Origin of the sequence: Brevibacterium atlanticum (genome assembly GCF_011617245.1) — a bacterium.
Taxonomy (GTDB): domain Bacteria; phylum Actinomycetota; class Actinomycetes; order Actinomycetales; family Brevibacteriaceae; genus Brevibacterium; species Brevibacterium atlanticum.
The window spans coordinates 2,403,793-2,423,679 of the sequence record NZ_CP050152.1 but is presented as its reverse complement, the minus strand read 5'-3'; the positions used below and the strand labels follow the sequence as shown (position 1 = coordinate 2,423,679).

The window sequence follows — 19,887 nt, the reverse complement described above, 5'->3', positions numbered from 1 at the left end:
CGCCACCCACGGTTGAAGCGCGCCGCTAGGGTTCGCCCCGCGCCCCGCTCAGGGTTCGAGGGTGAGCGTCTCCTCGGCCGCTGCGGCAACGGCCTGCGGCGAGTACGGCCAGGGCCGATTGACGTTGGCCGCCCAGTCGTTCGTCTGATCGTCATAGTGCGGGTGGAAGGCGTGCCCCGAGGCACCGGTGAGGTTGATCCAGTACGACCTGTCGAAGTTCGACAGATCGACGATCTGCCGCATCGAGGGCACCCAGTTCGTCTCGTATCCGACCGAAGCGTCCCACCCGGTGGCGTGGACGACTCCCGACCCTCCCGAGACCTCGTAGGGTCCGCGGTTGAACAGCTTCTCCACCGGAGTGATCCCCGATTCGCCGAGGCTGGCGTTGCGGATCGTCAGCCGGTGCAGAATGCCCCACCGCCAGGTCACCGGTTCGGGACCGAGCAGGTCCTCGGTCTCCGTCCACGCATCCTTCATCGCTTTGCGCAGCGCCTCGTCCCGCCCGTCGACGCCTTCGGACTTCCACCACGATGAATCCGGATCGTCGAGCAGGTTCGACAGCACGAGGTACCAGCGCGAACCGCCGGCGGGTGCCACGCCCTTGGGCAGCTTCTGCGTGATCGTCTGGTCGAGCAGGTTCTTCGTGAGCACGTTGAAGTAGGCGGCTCCGGCGCTGCTGGCGGCATCGTGGCCGTTCCAGCCCTTGAGCAGCTCCTTGGCCCGGAGGATGTCCTCATCGCCGTGGGAATGGATCTTCACGGCCGCAGGTACGAGCTTCGCTGCGAACGGGTTGAGGTCATCGTCCTGGATCACGGACATGTCCGCGGCGGTGAGCTTTCTGTTCTCGGCCACGGCGTCCTTGATCCGCTTCGTGATCCGTCTGGCCCGGTCCCCATAGTCGTAGTCCTTGGTCAGCTCGTCTCCTTCACCGGGCGCGGTGACGGGATTGTTCGCGGTGACGATCCAGCCTCGCTTCGGGTTGTACAGGCTCGGCAGGTCATCGAAGTCGATCCAGCCCTGCCAGTCTTCAGCGGACTTCCACCCGCGCCTGGGCAGCGTTCCGTCGGCGTCACCTCGGCGGGGGATCATCCCCGGAGCCTGATAGCCGATGTTGCCGGCGACGTCGGCATAGATGAGGTTCTGCGAGGGCACATCGAACCTCTTCGCCGCCTGCCGGAACTCGGACCAGTTCGTGGCCTTGTTGATCGCGAAGATCGCCGAGGCGGTCGTGCCCGGACGCAGTGCCGTCCAGTCGAGGGCGAGACCGTAGTGCTCCTTCGCCGGTCCCGATTTCGTGTCCGTCGCGTCCGCCCCGGTCGAGGCGTCGAGGGCGCGCCGGTAGCTGCCGTCGAGCTTGGAGACGAGGGGACCGTTGCGGGTCGAGCGGATCGTGATCTCTCGGGATTGACCTCCGGCGACCTTCACCGTCTCCTTGCGTGTCCGGATGGGTTCGTCTCCGTCGTCGTGGATGACCGTTCCATCGCGGAGCTTCTCGACGACGAGGTCGGTGACGTCGGCGCCGAGGTTGGTCAGTCCCCATGCGATCGACTGGTTGTGGCCGATGACGACGCCGGGCAGCCCGGAGAACGAGAAGCCGGTGGTATCGAACGGGCAGGCCTCGGTGACTTCCTTGCAGCGCAGCCCGACCTGATACCACACGGAGGGCATCGACGGTGACAGGTGCGGGTCGTTGGCGAGCAGTGGCGCGCCGGTCTTCGTGTGCTCCCCGGAGATCACCCATGAGTTCGACCCGATGTCGTCGCTGCTCATGCCCAGCAGCTGCGGGAGGGACGCGACGCGCTCCCGCAGGTCGAGGAGGTCATCGATCTGGGCGCTGTCCTCGTCTGGGGACGTGTCGTCGGTCGTCGGTCCAGCGTCGGACGATGACGGGGCATCCGTAACGGAGCCGCCTGCGTTCGCCTCGTCCTGCCCGCTTGTCGCGGCTTTCTGCCCCCCGATGCCGCCCATGATCGTCGGGCGCGTGGCATAGGGGTAGTCGGGGAAGAGGTCCTTGACCTGGTCGTCGTCGAGCTTCGACGTCAGCACGGCGCGGTCGATCTCGTCCTCGAGGTTCGAACGCAGATCCCAGGCCATGGCCTTGAGCCAGGCCACGCTGTCGACGGGTGTCCACTTCTCGATCTCGGTCCCACCGTTCTGGAGGCCGAGGACTCCGTATTCGAGGGACACCTCGGTGGGGGACTTGTCCTTGAGATACGCGTTCACTCCGTCGGCATAGGCCTGGTAGTAGGCCAGACTCTGCTTGTCGAGCTTCTTGACCTCCTGTTCGGCGACCTGCCGCCAGCCGAGGGTGCGAACGAAGGTGTCGGTCTCGAGCTGGGACTTCCCGAAGAGTTCGGACAGCCGTCCGGAGGTCACATGGCGGCGGAAGTCCATCTCCCAGAAGCGGTCCTGAGCATGGGTGTAGCCCTGCGCGAGGAAGAGGTCGTGGGCGGTCTCGGCCTCGATCGTCGGAACCCCCGATTCGTCTCGGTGGACGGTGACCGTGCTGTCGAGGCCGGGCAGAGAGACCTCGCCATCGGTGGTGGGGAAGGACCGGCGGACGAAGAAGACGCCGATGAGTGCGAGGATGAGGGCGAGGACGACGATCCCGGCGACTACGCGCAGTATGACGCGTGCGCTCACCGGCAGGTGCGAATCCCTCGACGGTCGGAACACCCTGAGCAATGCACTCGGTTCCTTCTCCTCCTGGGCACCGGGTGCCGCCATGAGTCTCCTTCGCCACGTCCGCAATCGTTGGGATTCACAGTATCAGTGTCGACCGTGGTGACCGGGGGTTTCCACCGTTTTCACACGGGTGTCGGCGGCACCATGTGCCACCCGTCGTCCTGGCTCGGATACAGCCATGCCCCGGCTGCCGTGCGGATGTTCTCCGCCACCCAGATGAAGAACGCGACGAGGACGAAGGCGAAGAGCACCGGCATCGGCAGCGTTCTCCGGTGTACGCGGAAATGCATGCGGCAGCGGACCTAGACGATGACGGCGGCGACGACGAGGACGAGACGGAGGTCGAGGAGCATGCCGGCCTGGATGAGGACGGCGAGGACGACGAGCAGGTCGTTGCGGGCCAGCGGCGCGCCGTCGGGATAGAGCAGTGCGGTGCCGATGATGGCTGTCAGGCACGCGACCGTGTCACGACTGCACGGCGGCTCAAAGAATTCTCCACGAATTCTGCGAGTTCTCTTCTCTCCGGGAGAATTTCTCTCTACGCTGCGCAAGCAGTGATGATGGCTCGTCCCGTCCACTGGACTCGGAGACGAGCACGAGGCAAAGGACCTGACACCCATGACCCTGACTCGACGACTCTCTGCCGCTGCGCTCGCCGGAGTCCTGCTCGCTGCGTCGCTTCCCTCTGCCGCGTCCGCACAGGACCGGCCCTCACTCGGTGACGGGGGCGCCGATGACGCCCCGACGGTGACCCGCAGTGCGGGGTCGACGACGAAGACCTATGCAGCTGAACCGGACGGCCTCAAGGCGATCAGCCTCAACGACGATGAGGTCAACGTCGTCGGCGCGAGCTGGACGGGAGACGATCCCGGACTCGAGATCCGCTACCGCGACGCGGACGGCTGGTCGAGCTGGGAAGAGCTGCCCGTCGATGACGAGGGCGGACCCGATCCGCGTTCGGCCGAAGGTCGACAGCTGCCGGCCAAGGATGCCACGGTCCATTCGGCCGCCGTACCCGTGATCGACTCGTCGAAGGTCGAGGTCCGCTCGACGGGCGCGACCAAGGGCACCGGTGATCTCGAGATCACCATCGTCGCCACACCGGTCACCAAGGGCGACTCCGCGGTCGCGAAGAAGTCGCCGGCGGTGCTGTCCCCGCAGGTCGCCCATCATGAACTGGGGGCGAACATCGTCACCCGCAAGGAATGGGGCGCCGACGAGAAGCTCGTGCGCTGCGCCACGGACAAGACCGCCTCGGCGAAGGGTGTGTTCGTTCACCACACTGCCGGGTCGAACACGTACACGAAGGCTCAGGCCCCGGGCATCATCCGCGGCTACCTCGCGTATCACACGCAGCAGCTGGGCTGGTGCGACATCGGCTACAACTTCCTCGTCGACAAGTACGGGACGATGTACGAGGGCCGGGCGAAGAGCATCGACCTCGCCGTCACCGGAGCCCACGCCTCGGGATTCAACTCCCAGACGATCGGCATCAGCGTGCTCGGCACGTACACCTCGGCGGCTCCGAGCACCGCAGCCCAGAACTCCGTCAAGCGGCTCATCGCCTGGAAGGCCAACCAGTACGGCTTCAACCCGACCGGGTCGATGACGCTGACCTCGGGCGGCGGCGGAACGAGCAAGTACCCGGAGGGGAAGAAGGTCTCCCTCAAGGTGATTTCGGGACACCGCGACACGAGCTACACGGAATGTCCGGGAACGGCGTTCTACAACAAGCTCGGCACCATCCGCTCCGGCGCCAAGGCGATGCAGTCGAAAGTCGGCGGATACCCGGTCAAGGGTGCGATCGGCACGTACTTCCGTGCCCACTCGGCACAGACAGGGGAGGCCCGCAGCAAAGAGGGGACGCTGAAGAACCCGAACGGGTCCTACCAGCGCTTCGCGAAGGGCACTGTGTACTGGTCGTCGAAGACCGGCGCGCACCTCAATAAGGGCGGCATCCGCAACGGGTACAAGCGGGCCGGCTACACGAAGGGCATCCTCGGATACCCCAGCGGCGACGAGAAGGGGTTCGCCAAGAGGAAGGGCACGTACTACCAGAAGTTCGAGAAAGGCATCATCACCTGGTCGTCGAAGACCCAGGGGCATGCACTGCGCGGTGACCTGCTCACCAAGTGGAGGAGCACCGGCAGAGAGCGGGGGACCATGGGCCTGCCGACCAGCGGCGAATATTCGTGGAAGGGCAAGACCCGACAGAACTTCGAACACGGCTACATGACGTACAAGAAGGGTGAGGGAGTCAAGGTCTACGTCTCCTGAATGTCCGCATACGTCTCCTGAAGCCGGGACGGAGGCGTCGAAGCCGAGGCTCTAGACTGCGAGCATGCATATCCTCATCTTCGGCGCCTCCGGTCATGTCGGCACAGGACTGGCGCGGCAGCTGGGCTCAGAGCATCGGATCACCGGCGTCGTCCGTTCCGCCCCGACAGGGGAGACGTCCTATGCGCCGGTGGTGCTGCCCGCATGGGTGGAACATCCCGAGAGCGTCACTGAGACACTCACCGAGGCGGGTCTCCCTCCCATCGACGCCGTCATCGCGGCCATCGGCGGTTGGTACGTCGATCGTCCTGTCCTCGAACGTGGTCTGAGCGCTTTCGACGAGGACTACGACTCGTACCTGCGCGGGCACTTCTCCGCATGTGCGGCCTCCGAGGCGCTCGCCTCCGCAGGAATGGGCGGCTCCGGAGGGATGGGCGGTGACGAGGCGGGAGTTCGCATCGTCCATCTTGCGCTCAACGGCGTCGCGAGCGTCGAGGCTCTGCCCGGATCGGGAGCGATCAGCGTCTTCGGCGCCGCTCAGAAGATGCTCATCGAGGTGGCCGCGGCCGAATCGACGACGGTGGGCTTCCGCGAACTGCGGATCATGGCGCCCATCGGCGGTGACGACCGCAACGACCTGTCCGGGGGAGTGGAGACGGTCGGCCTCGCCGAGGTGGCCGCGGCGGCGACAGCGATCCTGCACTCACCCGACCACTTCGAGGTGAGCACGGAGATCGGCGCGGGCGACTGAGGTCGGATCCGGCTGGGTTCAGGCTCTCACGTAGTGAAGGAAGACCTGATCGTCCTCGGAGCGGACGTCGATGAGGTGCAGGTCGATCGTCGCCTGCAGTCGGGAGAAGTGACTGCCGGGGGAGTGGATGTAGCGTGGGCTGACGCTCAGGACGAGTTCGGCGCCCGGGTAGGCGTCGAGCAGGCGGAAGGCGAGATGCGGTCCGGACTCGCAGAGAATCATTTCGCTGTCGTCTCTCGCACTGCCCGAGCCATTCGCCCCCGTCCCGGACACTGTCGTCTCCAAGGAGGCGACCACCTCGGCGATGGCGTCGGGGGTGAACCGGCACGCACGGTAGTCGAGTCCCGCCTCGGTGAGGGCCGCCTGCAACGAGACCGGGTCGGATTCGGTGAGCACGTGCACGGGGGTGTGTTCGAGGGCCTTGCCCGGGGCGTTGATGACGGGCAGCTGCGGATTGAGCGCGGTGCGGCGGTCGACGATGATCGCGGCGGCCCGGCGACGCAGGGCGATGAAGTTCCGGAAGTCGGCGTCGGTGGAGACTCCGGTCGACCAGCCGTCCTGCGCAAAGGATCCATTGATCGACTGCACGAGAGAGATGACGAGGCGACGCACGCGGGCCTACTTCTCCACTTCGGGCGCCGGACCCATCGCGATGCGCGGGTGAGCGTCGGGATCAATCGTGTCAAGGATCCACTTGAGGTCGGCTTCCTTGAGAGTCACGCAGCCGTTGGTCCCGGAATCATGGTCGAGGTGGAGCCAGATGCCGCCGCCCTTGTCCCAGCCCATGGGGCGGGTCTTATCGGTCGGGGCCGTCCCCGGTTTCCGGTTGTAGTCGATGGCGATGATGTAGTCGAAGACCGAATCGTAGTCCGCGCCGTAGGCCACCGTCGCCGAGGAGGGCAGACGGTTATCCTGCGTATAGGGCAGCTTCGTGCCCGGGTCGGCCTTGAAGCCGCCGGCGTCGGAAAGCGTGAAGACGCCGATCGGGGTCGTCTTATCACCTTCGTGCCTGTCCTTGAGCCAGCCGTTGCTGCCGTTGTGGGTCGAGAAGGTCTTGAGCTTCTTCCACTTCTCGTCCTCGAACTGATAGAAGCTCAGCGTCGACTTCTCCGACTTCGCATTCGGGGACGTGGCGACGAGGACCTGGGACGTCTCCTGCGGAATCTGATCGGCATACTCCTTCGCCAGCCCCGGGACCGGGACCGAATGGGCAGGACCCGGGGCGTCGGAGTTCGCCGCCGAATCGGAGTCGTGGTCCGAGCCTGAGCCGCTGCCTGAGTTCGAGCCGTTCGAGGTACTCGCGGCATCGTCCCCACCGGATCCTCCGCCGGACGGGGTAGCCTGAGCGGGAGCGGCGAAATCGCCGTAGCTCGTCTGCTGCGCGGGTGCGGCCAGCGCCGCGGAATCAGTGTCTGTCGAGTCGCCTCCGCTGCCGTCGGCATCGGTGCCGCAGGCGGTCAGCATGAGAGCAAGAACGACGACGGCGGGCAGCCCACCGCGCCGAAAGACACCACTGGTCATGAGGTCATCCTCTCACGAACCTTGAGAACCCACCGGTAATGACTATGCGAAAATGACCCCATGAGCATTCCACCTGTGCCGAACCATCCTCCGCGCCCCGGGCGTCGGAAGCCGGCCGAGGAGTCTCCGGAATCGATCACAACCCAGTTGTTCATCGGCCAGGACGAATCGGCGCCCGCGGATGGCTCTACTCAAGCACTGACCGCCGAGGAGCTGCGGCGACTGCGGTCGATGGTCGACTCCGACGGTTCTCAAGCCACCGAGGTCCTCAGCCTCGAGGAGCTGCGCCAGATCGCCGCGGCCGAAGGTCACGAAACCGGAGGCCTGCCCGCTGCGCCCAGGAAGGCGAATTCCGATGACATCGCCGCTGCCGAGGAACCGTCGGCGCCCAAGCAGTGGAACCCGCTCGGTGCTCCGTCTCCGCAGCCGGAGTCAGAACAGGCACACGTCCGGTCAGGTGATCTGCCGGCACCGGCACAGTCCGGGCAGCCGCAGGAATCGACCCGATCCGGGCAGTCGCACCCGCATCATGGGCAGTGGGGAGCGGAGTTCGGCGCCGCCGGAGCGGCCGCTCAGACACAGAATCCGCAGGCCGCGCCCGGTGTCTCGCAGCCGGCGGGCCCCGGCCTCTCCCCGGGCGGGCCCCAGCAGCCACCGACCGGCCCCGGCTACCCCGGAACCGGCGGTGGAAGCCAACCCGCCGGCGGCTATCAGCACGCCGGCTCCGGCTATCCTGGTGCCGGCAGCCCTCCCGCTTATGCGGCCGCACCCGTGGCCGGGTACGGTGCCGTAGGGCCTGGAGGGCCCGGCGGACCTGTCGGGCCCGGTGGCCCAGGTGGTCCGGGCGGTCCAGGCGGTCCGAACGACCCCTACGGTCGGCGCCCCGAGACGAAGAAGGTTCCGGCATGGCTGTGGATCCTCGCCGTCATCGCCCTGGTCCTCGCCATCGGCATCGTCGGATACATCGTCTGGGACTCGACTCAGGGCCCCGATGAGACCACAGCAGCCCCGAGCGACGAACCCTCCATCGGCCAGACCGATGCCCCGGAGCCGTCCGACTCCGCCAGTTCCGAACCGCCCGTCGCCGAGGAGACCTTCACCTCACCGTCGGGCAACATCGCCTGCACGATCGACTCCGAACGTGCCCGCTGCGTGATCAAGGACTACGACTACTCGCCGCCGCAGAAGCCCGACGACTGCACACTCGACGACTGGGGTGCCATCGTCGTGGCCAACAACGACGGTGCCGGATTCTCCTGCGTCGAGGCACCGGAGACCGATGGACCCGCCCGGGTCCTCGGGTACGGCGATTCGATCTCGGCCGAAGGCATGACCTGCACCTCATCCGAAGAAGGCATGGAATGCAAGTCCGACGAATCCGGAATCGGTTTCACCATGCGCCGGGCCTCCGTCGACTTCCTCAAGTGAGTCGACGTCCTCAGTGAGTCGGCCGGGCTGCGGCCGCATGCACCGACCGAGCCGCCTCGGCGAGAGTGCCCCCGCGGTCAGGGAAACGTACGTTCGGGACGTCGGGGCCACCTCGGCGATCTTAGGATGTGGACAAAATTAGGAGCGGCGGCGGAATGAGGTCTACGGTGATGATGTGGCACACAGGTTCCTCCTCCTTCCTTGCCGCGACGAGTCCTGATCGGACAGCACACTCGTCGCGGAGTCTTCCTATGCTGGTCAAGCGTTGAGAAACTGAGATTGAGGAACAATGAAACTGCAGAAGCCATCTCCCATGCCGTTCGGCAAGTACAAGTCCTTCCAGGACCGCATCGCCCTGGACATGCGCGACCGCACCTGGCCCGACCAGCTCATCCGTAAGGCCCCGCGCTGGCTGAGCACCGACCTGCGCGACGGCAACCAGGCCCTCATCGATCCGATGACGCCGGACCGCAAACGCAAGATGTTCGACCTGCTTGTAGGTCTCGGCTTCAAGGAGATCGAGGTCGGATTCCCTGCCGCCAGCCAGGTCGACTTCGACTTCGTGCGCGAGATCATCGACCAGGACGCGATCCCCGATGACGTCCGCATCTCCGTGCTCACCCAGGCTCGTGAGGACCTCATCGAACGCACCGTCGAATCCCTCGTCGGCGCGAAGATGCCCACGGTCCACCTCTACAACGCGACCGCGCCCGTCTTCCGCAAGGTCGTCTTCGGATTCGACGGCGAAGGCTACGACGAGACCCGGGAGATCGCCACGCGCGGCACCCAGGCCGTAATGAAGCACGCCGAGTCCCTCCTCGGCGACGCCGACTTCGGCTACCAGTACTCGCCGGAGATCTTCGTCGACACCGAACCCGAGTTCGCCCTCGACATCGTCGGCTCCGTGCTCGACATGTGGCAGCCCGCCGCCGGTCGCGAGACCGTCGTCAACCTGCCCGCCACCGTCGAACGCGGCACCCCGAACACGTACGCCGACCAGATCGAATGGTTCTGCCGGAACATGCCCTATCGCGACGAAGTGGCCGTGTCCCTGCACCCGCACAACGACCGGGGCACCGGTGTGGCGGCTGCAGAGATGGGCATCATGGCCGGTGCCGACCGCATCGAGGGCTGCCTGTTCGGCAACGGCGAACGCACCGGCAACCTCGACCTGGTGACCGTGGCGCTCAACCTCTACACGCAGGGCGTGGATCCCGAACTCGACTTCTCCGACATCGACGAGGTCATCCACACCGTCACCGAATGCAACCAGATCGGCGTCCACGAACGGCACCCCTACGGCGGCGACCTCGTCTTCACCTCGTTCTCCGGATCGCACCAGGACGCGATCAACAAGGCGTTCGCCGACCGGGAGAAGAACGCGAACGCGCAGGGCACCCCGGTCGACCTGATGGAATGGGATATGCCCTACCTGCCGGTCGACCCGAAGGACCTCGGCCGGTCCTACGAGGCGATCATCCGGGTGAACTCGCAGTCCGGCAAGGGCGGAGTGACCTACCTGCTCAAGAGCGAGTACGGTCTCGACCTGCCGCGTCGTATGCAGGTCGAGTTCTCCCGCGCCGTCCAGCAGCACACCGAGGGCGGCGGCGAGGTCAACGCCGAAGAGATCCGCAAGATCTTCAACTACGAGTACCTGCCCAGCGACGATGAGGACAGGACCTGGGGCCGTTTCCAGATCGTGGGTCTGCGCACCGACTCGGGCACTGTCGACGACTCTGGAGCCTCCGAACGCGTCGAGGTCGACCTCATCGTCGACGGGCAGGAACGCTCTTACGAAGGCCGCGGCAAGGGACCGATCGATGCGCTTGTGAAGATCCTCATCGAGAACTTCGACGTCGACATCCGTCTCCAGGACTACCATGAGCACGCGATCGGCTCGGGCGCGGACACGATGGCGGCGGCCTACGTCGAACTCGCCGTCGAAGACCGGGTCTTCTGGGGTGCCGGTCTGCATCCGAACATCACGAAGGCCTCGCTCAAGGCCGTGGTCTCTGCGGTCAACCGCGCCGCCCGCGAACGCGACGCCGACCGGCAGGGCTGAAGTCTCAGCGGTCGGTCTCACAGCAGTCACTTAAGCGCGGCGGGGATGATTCCCCGCCGCGCTCTGCGATAATGGCCGAGTGCACAATTATCGTGATGAAGGCATCGTGCTGCAAGGGCACAAGCTCGGCGAAGCCGACCGCATCGTCACCGTGCTCACCCGCAGCCACGGACTCGTCAGAGCCGTCGCCAAGGGGGTGCGCCGGACGAAATCGCGGTTCGGCTCCCGCCTCGAACCCTTCATGTTCGTCGACCTCCAATGCCATGTCGGACGCAACCTCGACATCGTCACCCAGGTCGAACTCATCGAACCCTTCGCCCGCGGAATCGCCGCCGATTATGATGTCTACTCGGCCGCCTCGGTGATGGCCGAGACCGCACGCAGCATCACCGAAGCCGAGCCTCAGTCGCGCACCCACTTCCTCCTCCTCGTCTCCGCGATCCGGTCCCTGTGCAACCGCGAACACCCGCCGAGGCTGGCCCTCGACGCGTACCTGCTGCGGGCGATGTCGGTGGCCGGATGGGCACCGAGCCTGCTCGACTGCGCCCAGTGCGGTCGACCTGGCCCGCACCGAGCGTTCTCGGCCGCGCTCGGCGGGGCCGTGTGTACGAACTGTCGACCCTCCGGAGCGGCACTGCCGGACACCGATGCCCTGGAGCACATGGCAGCGCTCCTGTCCGGAGACTGGGAGAGAGCTGAGGCGTCTGACCTGCACGATCAGATGGACGGGTCGAAGCTCGTGACCGACTGGGTGTCCTGGCACCTCGAACGCAACATCCGATCACTGAGAGTTCTGGAGAGCACATGAGCTACCCCGCACCACCGGCCCATCCCAGCGGAGCGAAGCCTCCGCGCATCGATGCGAAGTTCGTGCCGCGGCACGTCGCGATCGTCATGGACGGCAACGGTCGGTGGGCGAACCAGCGGGGACTGCCGCGCACGGAAGGGCACAAGGCCGGCGAGGCCTCCCTGCTCGACGTCATCCACGGTGCCATCGAGATCGGCGTGGACTACCTGTCGGCGTACGCCTTCTCGACCGAGAACTGGAAGCGCTCACCCGAAGAGGTGCGTTTCCTCATGGGCTTCAACCGCGACGTCATCCGCCGCCGTCGCGACGAACTCGACGCCCTGGGCGTGCGCATCGTGTGGTCGGGTCGTCCCGGGCGGCTGTGGCGATCGGTCATCAACGAACTCGAGACCGCGGCCGAGATGACCAAGCACAACACCGGCCTCGTCCTCCAGTTCTGCGTCAACTACGGCGGCCGGTCCGAGATCATCGACGCCGTCAATGAGATCACCGCCGAGGTGGCTGCGGGCAGGCTCAAACCCGGCAAGGTCACGGAGAAGACCCTGCGATCGCGCCTGTACTCACCCGAGGTGCCCGACGTCGACCTGTTCATGCGGTCGTCGGGGGAGCAGCGGACCTCGAACTTCCTGCTCTGGCAGTCCGCCTACGCCGAGATGGTCTTCCAGGACGTGCTCTGGCCCGATGTCGACCGGCGGACCCTGTGGGCGGCCATCGAAGAGTACGCCCGCCGCGACCGCCGCTTCGGCGGAGCGGTCGACACGCCGACCAGCTGAGGCGAGCACACGGTCCGCTTAGGGTGCTGTCCCGGGCGGTTTCGGTATCAGCTTGGTGAACCTGCAGCAGCTTGGTCCCTGCACCGAGCTGCTGCAGTTTCACCAAGCTGATGAGCAGCGGGGCCCGCCGGGAACGCGAAAACGGATGAAGAACGGGGCCCCGCAATCACAAGGTTGCGGGGCCGATCTGTCACTTCAGTGCGAGTCCACGTCGGGCGAATAGGCGCCCGACGCTGGCGTCTCAGTAGCGGTCGCGGGGACGGTCGCCACGGCCGCCGCCGAACTTCTTGCCGCCGCCGCGGCGATCACCGCGGAAGTTGCGGCTGTCACCGGGCTGCTTGTCGAAGTTGCGCTTCTTGAACGGGCGCCCCGGGCGTCCGGAGTCCGGGCGGATGTCGATGGGGCGTCCCTGGATCTCGGTGTGGGCGAGCTTGCGCAGCACCGACGGATCGAGGTCCTTGGGCAGATCGACGAGCGTGTGGTTCGACCGGATGTCGATGTGGCCGATCTGCTTCGAGGTGATCCCGCCCTCGTTCGCGATCGCACCGACCACGGCACCCGGCTGCAGGCGCTCGTTGCGGCCGACGGCCAGACGGTAGGTGGTCATGTTCTCATCGCGGCCGCGACCACCGCGAGCCGGACGGCCACCGTCACGGCCGCCGTCGCGATCACGGTCGCGGTTCTGGTGACGAGCCGGTTCGGGCATCGGCTCGGCCTTGAGCGTGTTCGACTCGAGGACGAGCGAAGCCAGAGCGGCCGCGATGTTCGACGCAGGCACATCGCGAGAAAGCGAGTACTGCTCGAGGACCTCGGTGAGCTCGGTGAGCTCGGTGGTGGCCAGCACGTCATCGATGCGCTTGGTGAACTTCTCCACCCGCGTGCTCGTCAGCTCTTCGACGCTGGGCAGGGTCAGCGGTTCGACCTTCTGCTTCGTGGCGCGCTCGATGGAGCCGAGCATGCGCTGCTCACGCGGGGTGACGAAGAGGATCGCCTCGCCCGAGCGTCCGGCACGACCGGTGCGGCCGATGCGGTGGACGTAGGACTCGGTGTCGTGCGGAATGTCGTAGTTGACCACGAGCGTGATCCGCTCGACGTCGAGACCGCGCGCGGCCACATCCGTGGCGACGAGGATGTCGATCTTGGCCTCACGGAGCATGTCGATCGTGCGCTCACGCGCCTGCTGCGGGATGTCACCGTTGATCGCGGCGGTCTTGAATCCGCGGGCGCGCAGCTTCTCGGCCAGCTCCTCGGTGGCCTGCTTCGTGCGCACGAACATGATGATGCCCTCGTACTCCTCGACCTCGAGGATGCGGGTCAGGGCGTCGAGCTTGTGCGAATGCTGGACCATGAAATAGCGCTGGCGGATGTTCGCACCCGTCTGCGACTTCGCGGCGACCCGGACTTCCTTCGGATCGTTGAGGTACTTGCCGGTGATCCGGTGGATCGATGTCGGCATCGTCGCGGAGAACAATGCCACCTGGCGGTCCTCGCCGACCTGGCTGAAGATCTCCTCGATGTCCTCGGCGAAACCCATCTTGAGCATCTCGTCGGCCTCATCGAGGATGAGGTGCTTGAGGCTGCCGAGCTTGAGGGGGCCCTTCTTGAGGTGGTCGATGACACGACCGGGGGTGCCGACGACGACCTGAGCGCCGCGGCGCAGGCCGGCCAGCTGCGGACCGTAGGCCTGACCGCCGTAGATCGGGAGCACGGAGAAGTCGGGCAGTTCCGTGGCATAGGAGGTGAACGCCTCGGCGACCTGGATCGCCAGCTCACGGGTGGGAGTCAGGACGAGTGCGAACGGGCCATCGTCGGCGCGACCCGCCTCGGCGAGGTCGGACAGGGCCGGCAGGGCGAACGCGGCGGTCTTGCCGGTTCCGGTCTGGGCCAGGCCGATGACGTCTTGGCCGGACAGGAGGGTCGGGATGGTCTCGGCCTGGATCGGGGTGGGGGTTTCGTAGCCCTGCGCCTCGACGGCTTTGAGCACGAGGGGGTGGAGTCCCAGTTCGGAGAACTTCGGAGTGGTTTCGTCGATTGTGGTCACATCGGTCATGAGTAATCTCTCTCACGTCGGCACACACTTGATCGCAGATGACTGTAGTGGCGATCTACCCTGCGGCCGCTTGTGCAATCATCGTGAGCAATCCGGGCCGAAACCGTAGAGATCCAAGAACTCGCTTGGACAGACGCGGAAGACGTCCGTACGGAGAAAGGTTTGGGTGTAGTCCAAGTCTACATGCCACACCCGCGCCGAGGTGTCCCCGAAGCGGGCGGGGGAGTGTGAGATCAGTCGCCTCCCGCACTCAGCCCTCACGGGCGGGTCGTCGTTGAGGACGGGACCGACCGACCCGTTAGGCTGGTACCTGCGAGCCACGGCAGCCGGCCGTGGGCGAACCGAAACAAGGAGAATACATCGTGGCACAGTCGAAGTTGGATGCCGTCATCGCCCTGGCAAAACGCAGAGGATTCGTCTTCCAGGCCGGTGAGATCTACGGCGGTTCCCGCTCGGCATGGGACTACGGGCCGTTGGGTGTTGAGCTCAAGGACAACATCAAGTCCCAGTGGTGGCAGACCTTCGTCCGCGGTCGTGAGGACGTCGTCGGACTCGACTCCTCGATCATCCTGCCCAAGCGCGTGTGGGAGGCCTCCGGCCACGTCGCCACGTTCGTCGACCCGCTGGTCGAATGCCTCAACTGCCATAAGCGCCACCGCGAGGACCACCTCGTCGAGGCGTACGAGGCGAAGAACAAGAAGGCCCCCGAAAACGGCATGGCCGACGTCGTGTGCCCCGACTGCGGCACCCGCGGCCAGTGGACTGAACCGCAGGAGTTCTCCGGACTCGTCAAGACCTTCCTCGGACCCGTCGACTCCGAATCCGGCCTGCACTACCTGCGCCCCGAGACCGCTCAGGGCATCTTCGTCAACTTCAACAACGTGCTCACCGCAGCGCGGAAGAAGCCGCCGTTCGGCATCGGCCAGATCGGCAAGGCCTTCCGCAACGAGATCACTCCGGGCAACTTCATCTTCCGCACCCGCGAGTTCGAGCAGATGGAGATCGAGTTCTTCACCCACCCGAATGAGGCCGACGGGTACTACAAACAGTGGGTCGAAGACTGCTGGAACTGGTTCCTCGACCTCGGCATCTCCGAGGACAACGTCCGCCGCCTCGACGTGCCGGCCGAGGACCGTGCCCACTACTCGTCGGGCACCATCGACATCGAATACCGCTTCGGCTTCCAGGGCTCCGAATGGGGCGAGCTCATGGGTGTCGCCAACCGCACCGACTACGACCTGGGCACCCACACAAAGGCGTCCGGGGCGAAGCTGCAGTACTTCGACCAGGCCAGCGGCGACCGCTACACCCCGTACGTCATCGAACCCTCGTTCGGGCTGACCCGGTCGATGATGGCCTTCCTCGTCGAGGCCTACACCGAAGACGAGGCGCCGAACACCAAGGGCGGGGTCGACAAGCGCGTGCTGCTCAAGCTCGACCCGCGACTGGCCCCGGTCAAGGCCGCAGTTCTGCCGCTCAGTCGCAACGAGAAGCTCACCCCCGCGGCGAAGGATCTCGCGGCGTCGCTGCGCAAGCGCTGGAACATCGATTTCGATGATGCCGGCGCCATCGGTCGCCGCTACCGCCGCCAGGACGAGGTCGGTACGCCGCTGTGCATCACCGTCGACTTCGACTCGCTCGATGACAACGCGGTGACCATCCGCAAGCGGGACGACATGAGCCAGGAGCGCGTGAGCATCGACCAGGTGGAGAAGTACCTGGCCGACCACCTCGGCGAGGCCTGACCCTCCCCAATTGCTACCCGACGGCGGCCCAGCAACCTGGCGCCAGGTTGCTGGGCCGCCGTCGGGTAGCACCATCATCGAGCGCCGTCTCGATTCGATCAGCCACTTTCTGAAGGTCCGCCATGCATATGACGCTCCACCGCGAACCGAAGGCTTCGCCGCGGGTTCGACTGATCATGATCGCCTGTCTCATCCCGCTCGTCGCGGCCACCATCGCAGGTCTGCTCCTGCTCTGGCCCGACGGGCCGGATACCGAGCTGCCCGGCGGCGGACCGACGACGGACACCGCGGAGGGAGTCTCCGACACCGAGGCGACCGTCACTGCCGTCGACGCCTCGGAGTGTTCGACGGGGGAGACCGACCCCACGGTCATGGCCGACTGCGTGGTCTACACCGCCGAGGCGGACGGCCACGAGGGCAGCCTCTACGTCACCCCCGATGCGATCAAGGCCGGCATCACCGTCGGCGACAAGGTCAAGGTCCTCGACTTCACCCAATCTCCCGATCGGGCAGAGACCGGATCGGATTTCGTGTTCATCGACTACGACCGGGACGTTCCGCTGTTGGCACTGGCGATCGTCTACGGACTCGTCGTCCTCCTCGTCGCGGGATTCCGGGGACTGCGGGCGCTCATCGGGCTCGGCTTCGCCGGTGTGGTGCTGCTCGTGTTCATGCTGCCGGCGATCCTCGACAGCAAGCCGCCGATCCTTGTAGCGATGATCGCAGCGAGCGCGATCATGGTCATCGCCCTCTACCTCGCCCACGGAATCTCGACGCGGACGACGACCGCTCTGTTCGGCACCGTGCTCGGAATCATCATCACCGGGGTGCTGGGCGCGTGGATGACCTCATGGGCGAACCTCGGCATCGCCTACACAGAGGACGGCTACCTGCTCACCGACACGACGAATCTGTCGATGACCGACCTCATCGTCTGCGCGATCCTCATCACCGGCCTCGGTGTGCTCAACGATGTCACGATCACTCAGGCCTCGGCGGTCTGGGAACTGGCGACGGTGGCTCCGGATCTCAGGGCCCGGCAGCTCTTCGCCCGCGGTATGCGCATCGGCCGTGACCACATCGCCTCGACGGTGTACACGATCACATTCGCCTATGTCGGTTCGGCGCTGACGACGCTCATCATCGTCTCCGCCCACGATCAGTCGTTCTTCGACACGGTCACGTTGGGGGAGATGGCGATCGAAGTCGTCAGCATCCTCGTGTGCTCGATCGGCCTGGTCGTCGCGATCCCGCTGACGACCGGGCTCGGTGTGCTCGTCGTCCGCTCAGGCATCAGGTCGCCCCGTGTCAACGCCCGATCAGGCGGCATGGATCGACCGGAAGCATCGCTCGAGTCACCCGCCGAGGCGTCGGCTCAGTCGCCCACGGGAGCGACGAGGGAGACACCGGTCCAGTCGCCTGCGTCGGCACCCGGGCAGACCCCGGCTGACTCACAGCCGATGACCCGCCGCGAGGCCCGACGACGCAACCCCTGACCCTTCCATACAACCTGACGGCGGCCCAGCAACCTCGCGCGAGGTTGCTGGGCCGCCGTCAGGTTGTATGGAAGGGTCAGAACATGGTCCAGGCCTCGGTGAGGACGCTGCGGATGATCTGCTCCATCTCGTCGAACTCGTTCTGCCCGACCGTCAGCGGCGGCGAGAGCTGGATGACCGGGTCTCCACGGTCGTCGGCACGGCAGTAGAGGCCGTTTTCGTACATCTTCGCCGACACGAAGTTCTTGAGGATCCGCTCGGACTCCTCCTCGGTGAACGATTCCTTTGAGTCCTTGTCCTTGACGAGTTCGATTCCGTAGAAGAATCCCTCACCGCGGACGTCGCCGACGATCGGCAGGTCCTTGAGCTTCTCGAGCGTGAACTTGAAGGCCGCAGCATTCTCGTGCACGTGGTCGTTGAGCTTCTCGGCCTCGAAGACGTCGAAGTTCGCCATCGCCGCGGCACAGGCGACGGGATGTCCGCCGAAGGTGTAGCCGTGGTAGAACGTCTCGTCGCCGCCGGGGCCGAAGGGCTCGAAGAGGCGGTCGGAGGCGATCATCGCCCCCAGCGGCGCATAGCCGGAGGTGATGCCCTTGGCCGAGGTGATGATGTCGGGCACATACCCGAAGTCATTGCAGGCGAACATGTCGCCGATGCGGCCGTAGGCGCAGATCGTCTCGTCCGAGACCAGCAGCACATCGTTCTCGTCGCAGATCTCGCGGACGCGCTCGAAGTAGCCGGGAGGCGGCGGGAAACATCCTCCGGAGTTCTGCACCGGCTCGAGGAAGACGGCGGCCACGGAGTCGGCGCCCTCGAACTCGATCGCCTCGCCGATGCGGTCGGCGGCCCAACGGCCGAAGGCCTTCTCGTCGTGGGCGTAGGGCTCAGGTGCGCGGTAGAAGTTCGTGTTCGGCACCTTGTGGGCACCGGGGACCAGGGGAGCGAACTGCTCGCGCAGACCCGGCAGCGAGGTCACCGACAGCGCACCATGTGGCGTGCCGTGGTAGGCCGTGGCCCGCGAGATGATCTTGTGCTTGCCCGGCTTGCCGACGAGCTTGAAGTAGTTCTTCGCCAGCTTCATCGCCGACTCGACCGAGTCGCCGCCGCCGGAGGTGAGGAAGACCCGGTTGAGGTCACCCGGCGCGTAGCTGGCCAGTCGCTCCGAGACCTCGATGGCCTGCGGGTGGGTGTACGACCACAGCGGCATGAACGGCAGCTGCAGGGTCTGGTCGTACATCGCCTTGGCGATCTCCTCGCGACCGTGTCCGACCTGAACGGTGAAGAGGCCGGCGAGGCCATCGAGGTACTTCTTGCCCTTGTCGTCGAAGATGTGGTGGCCTTCGCCGCGGACGATGACCGGCGCCTCACCACCATTGAACAGTGCCTGGTGTGGTGACATATGCATCCACACGTTGTTGCGGATGGCCTCCTGGTAAGGAGTGCCGGCCCTGGTGACGTTTTCAGTCATCGTGTCCCCCAATTGTATTTCTGCTTCTCCAGTGAGAGGTACATGAAGAGCTCCGTATCTACGACAGCATCGATCGAGCGGAGCTCCTCATTGACGAACTCGATCAGATGTCGGTCCGATTCGCAGACGATCTCGACGAGGAGGTCGAATGAGCCTGCGGTGACGACGAGGTAGTCGATCTCGTCGTAGTCGTGGAGCCGTTCGGCGACCGCGGAGATGTCCCCGCGGACCTTCAGCCCCACCATCGCCTGCCGAGCGAAACCGAGACTCAAGGGGTCGGTCACGGCGACGATCTCCATCACGCCGGAATCGATGAGCCTTGAGACTCGCTGACGCACGGCGGCCTCGGACAGACCGACGGACTTGCCGATGGCCGAGTAGGACTTCCGTCCGTCGTGCTGCAGTTCGACGATGATCGCCTTCGACTTCTCGTCGAGGTTGCCCAGACGGGAACTGCCCCCGTTCGGCACGAACTGGTCCATTCTTCACCTCCGTGATGTGCGTCTCACGCAAATCTATCACCGAATGCATCGAAATGAGTAGTCGAATATGCGGAATCAGTCGAAACTTGAAAAGTGTGATTCTGGATTCGTTAGTTTCGTTTGGCTCGACCGCCGATGTTCTGTGCGAAGGGTTGTGCTGAGATGTTCGCCGAAGTGCTCTGGTGTGCCCACCGAGGTGAGGACCGAAATGAGCGCCGAGGTGGGCTGTGCCGCGGGCGTGAGGAGCGGCGGAAGCGAGCGGCCTGGAGTCGCCTCCCGACAGGCTGCGACACACCGCACAGGTTCGTGCGTCATCAGCCCCCGCAACACGCGCGTGAACA

General features: G+C 65.6%; 16 protein-coding genes. 8 read left to right on the top strand and 8 right to left on the bottom strand.

The genetic code is table 11. The features are described 5' to 3' along the window. Window positions 1-48: 48 nt before the first annotated feature. From GUY23_RS10860 to GUY23_RS18620, 3 genes are all read right to left on the bottom strand, one after another. Window positions 49-2,727: a penicillin acylase family protein gene (locus GUY23_RS10860; RefSeq protein WP_166972240.1), complete on the bottom strand. Its 2,679-nt coding sequence runs from the start codon at window positions 2,725-2,727 to the stop codon at window positions 49-51. Window positions 2,728-2,807: 80 nt separating this feature from the next. Beyond that, on the bottom strand, window positions 2,808-2,975 hold the full coding sequence (locus GUY23_RS18625) for a DUF817 family protein (protein ID WP_228282222.1): 168 nt from the start codon (window positions 2,973-2,975) through the stop codon (window positions 2,808-2,810). A gap of 12 nt (window positions 2,976-2,987) precedes the next feature. Continuing rightward, window positions 2,988-3,236, bottom strand: coding sequence for a hypothetical protein (locus GUY23_RS18620; RefSeq protein ID WP_228282220.1), 249 nt, complete (start codon window positions 3,234-3,236; stop codon window positions 2,988-2,990). Between the two features lie 67 nt (window positions 3,237-3,303). On the opposite strand from GUY23_RS18620, the gene GUY23_RS10850 reads away from it, so the two are divergent. Continuing rightward, window positions 3,304-4,962, top strand: a complete 1,659-nt coding sequence (locus GUY23_RS10850) for an N-acetylmuramoyl-L-alanine amidase (RefSeq protein WP_166972238.1) — start codon at window positions 3,304-3,306, stop codon at window positions 4,960-4,962. 64 nt (window positions 4,963-5,026) lie between these two features. Continuing rightward, window positions 5,027-5,713: a Rossmann-fold NAD(P)-binding domain-containing protein gene (locus GUY23_RS10845; RefSeq protein ID WP_166972237.1), complete on the top strand. Its 687-nt coding sequence runs from the start codon at window positions 5,027-5,029 to the stop codon at window positions 5,711-5,713. An 18-nt stretch (window positions 5,714-5,731) separates the two neighbouring features. Here GUY23_RS10845 and GUY23_RS10840 read toward each other — a convergent pair whose 3' ends face one another. Together GUY23_RS10840 and GUY23_RS10835 are read right to left on the bottom strand one after the other, a co-directional pair. Continuing rightward, window positions 5,732-6,325, bottom strand: a complete 594-nt coding sequence (locus tag GUY23_RS10840; RefSeq protein WP_166972235.1) for a hypothetical protein — start codon at window positions 6,323-6,325, stop codon at window positions 5,732-5,734. Between the two features lie 6 nt (window positions 6,326-6,331). Next, a complete protein-coding gene (locus GUY23_RS10835) occupies window positions 6,332-7,234 on the bottom strand; it encodes a L,D-transpeptidase family protein (RefSeq protein ID WP_166972233.1) in 903 nt (300 codons plus the stop codon). Between the two features lie 60 nt (window positions 7,235-7,294). On the opposite strand from GUY23_RS10835, the gene GUY23_RS10830 reads away from it, so the two are divergent. The 4 genes from GUY23_RS10830 to GUY23_RS10815 all read left to right on the top strand — a co-directional run bounded on the left by GUY23_RS10830 (window position 7,295) and on the right by GUY23_RS10815 (window position 12,305). Further along, a complete protein-coding gene (locus GUY23_RS10830) occupies window positions 7,295-8,662 on the top strand; it encodes a SpoIIIAH-like family protein (protein ID WP_166968548.1) in 1,368 nt (455 codons plus the stop codon). Between the two features lie 289 nt (window positions 8,663-8,951). Then, window positions 8,952-10,724 (top strand): 2-isopropylmalate synthase, encoded by a 1,773-nt coding sequence (gene leuA, locus GUY23_RS10825; RefSeq protein ID WP_166972231.1) that lies wholly within the window; start codon window positions 8,952-8,954, stop codon window positions 10,722-10,724. 79 nt (window positions 10,725-10,803) lie between these two features. Further along, entirely contained in the window at window positions 10,804-11,532 is a 729-nt protein-coding gene (recO, locus tag GUY23_RS10820) for a DNA repair protein RecO (RefSeq protein ID WP_166972229.1), read from the top strand. Continuing rightward, window positions 11,529-12,305: an isoprenyl transferase gene (locus GUY23_RS10815; RefSeq protein ID WP_166972227.1), complete on the top strand. Its 777-nt coding sequence runs from the start codon at window positions 11,529-11,531 to the stop codon at window positions 12,303-12,305. The genes recO and GUY23_RS10815 overlap by 4 nt, the downstream gene beginning before the upstream one ends. Before the next feature lie 241 nt (window positions 12,306-12,546). On the opposite strand, the gene GUY23_RS10810 is transcribed toward GUY23_RS10815, so the two are convergent. Continuing rightward, on the bottom strand, window positions 12,547-14,355 hold the full coding sequence (locus GUY23_RS10810) for a DEAD/DEAH box helicase (RefSeq protein ID WP_166972225.1): 1,809 nt from the start codon (window positions 14,353-14,355) through the stop codon (window positions 12,547-12,549). 359 nt (window positions 14,356-14,714) lie between these two features. Here GUY23_RS10810 and GUY23_RS10805 point away from each other — a divergent pair, with 359 nt between their 5' ends. Continuing rightward, on the top strand, window positions 14,715-16,100 hold the full coding sequence (locus GUY23_RS10805; RefSeq protein ID WP_166975980.1) for a glycine--tRNA ligase: 1,386 nt from the start codon (window positions 14,715-14,717) through the stop codon (window positions 16,098-16,100). A gap of 122 nt (window positions 16,101-16,222) precedes the next feature. Then, window positions 16,223-17,596: a YibE/F family protein gene (locus GUY23_RS10800; protein ID WP_166972223.1), complete on the top strand. Its 1,374-nt coding sequence runs from the start codon at window positions 16,223-16,225 to the stop codon at window positions 17,594-17,596. A gap of 76 nt (window positions 17,597-17,672) precedes the next feature. Here GUY23_RS10800 and GUY23_RS10795 read toward each other — a convergent pair whose 3' ends face one another. After that, window positions 17,673-19,064 carry an aspartate aminotransferase family protein gene (locus tag GUY23_RS10795; protein ID WP_166972221.1) on the bottom strand — a complete coding sequence of 464 codons (1,392 nt, stop codon included), beginning with the start codon at window positions 19,062-19,064 and terminating at the stop codon, window positions 17,673-17,675. Then, window positions 19,061-19,546 (bottom strand): Lrp/AsnC family transcriptional regulator, encoded by a 486-nt coding sequence (locus tag GUY23_RS10790; RefSeq protein ID WP_166972219.1) that lies wholly within the window; start codon window positions 19,544-19,546, stop codon window positions 19,061-19,063. Before GUY23_RS10790 ends, GUY23_RS10795 begins: the two co-directional genes overlap by 4 nt. Window positions 19,547-19,887 lie beyond the last annotated feature (341 nt).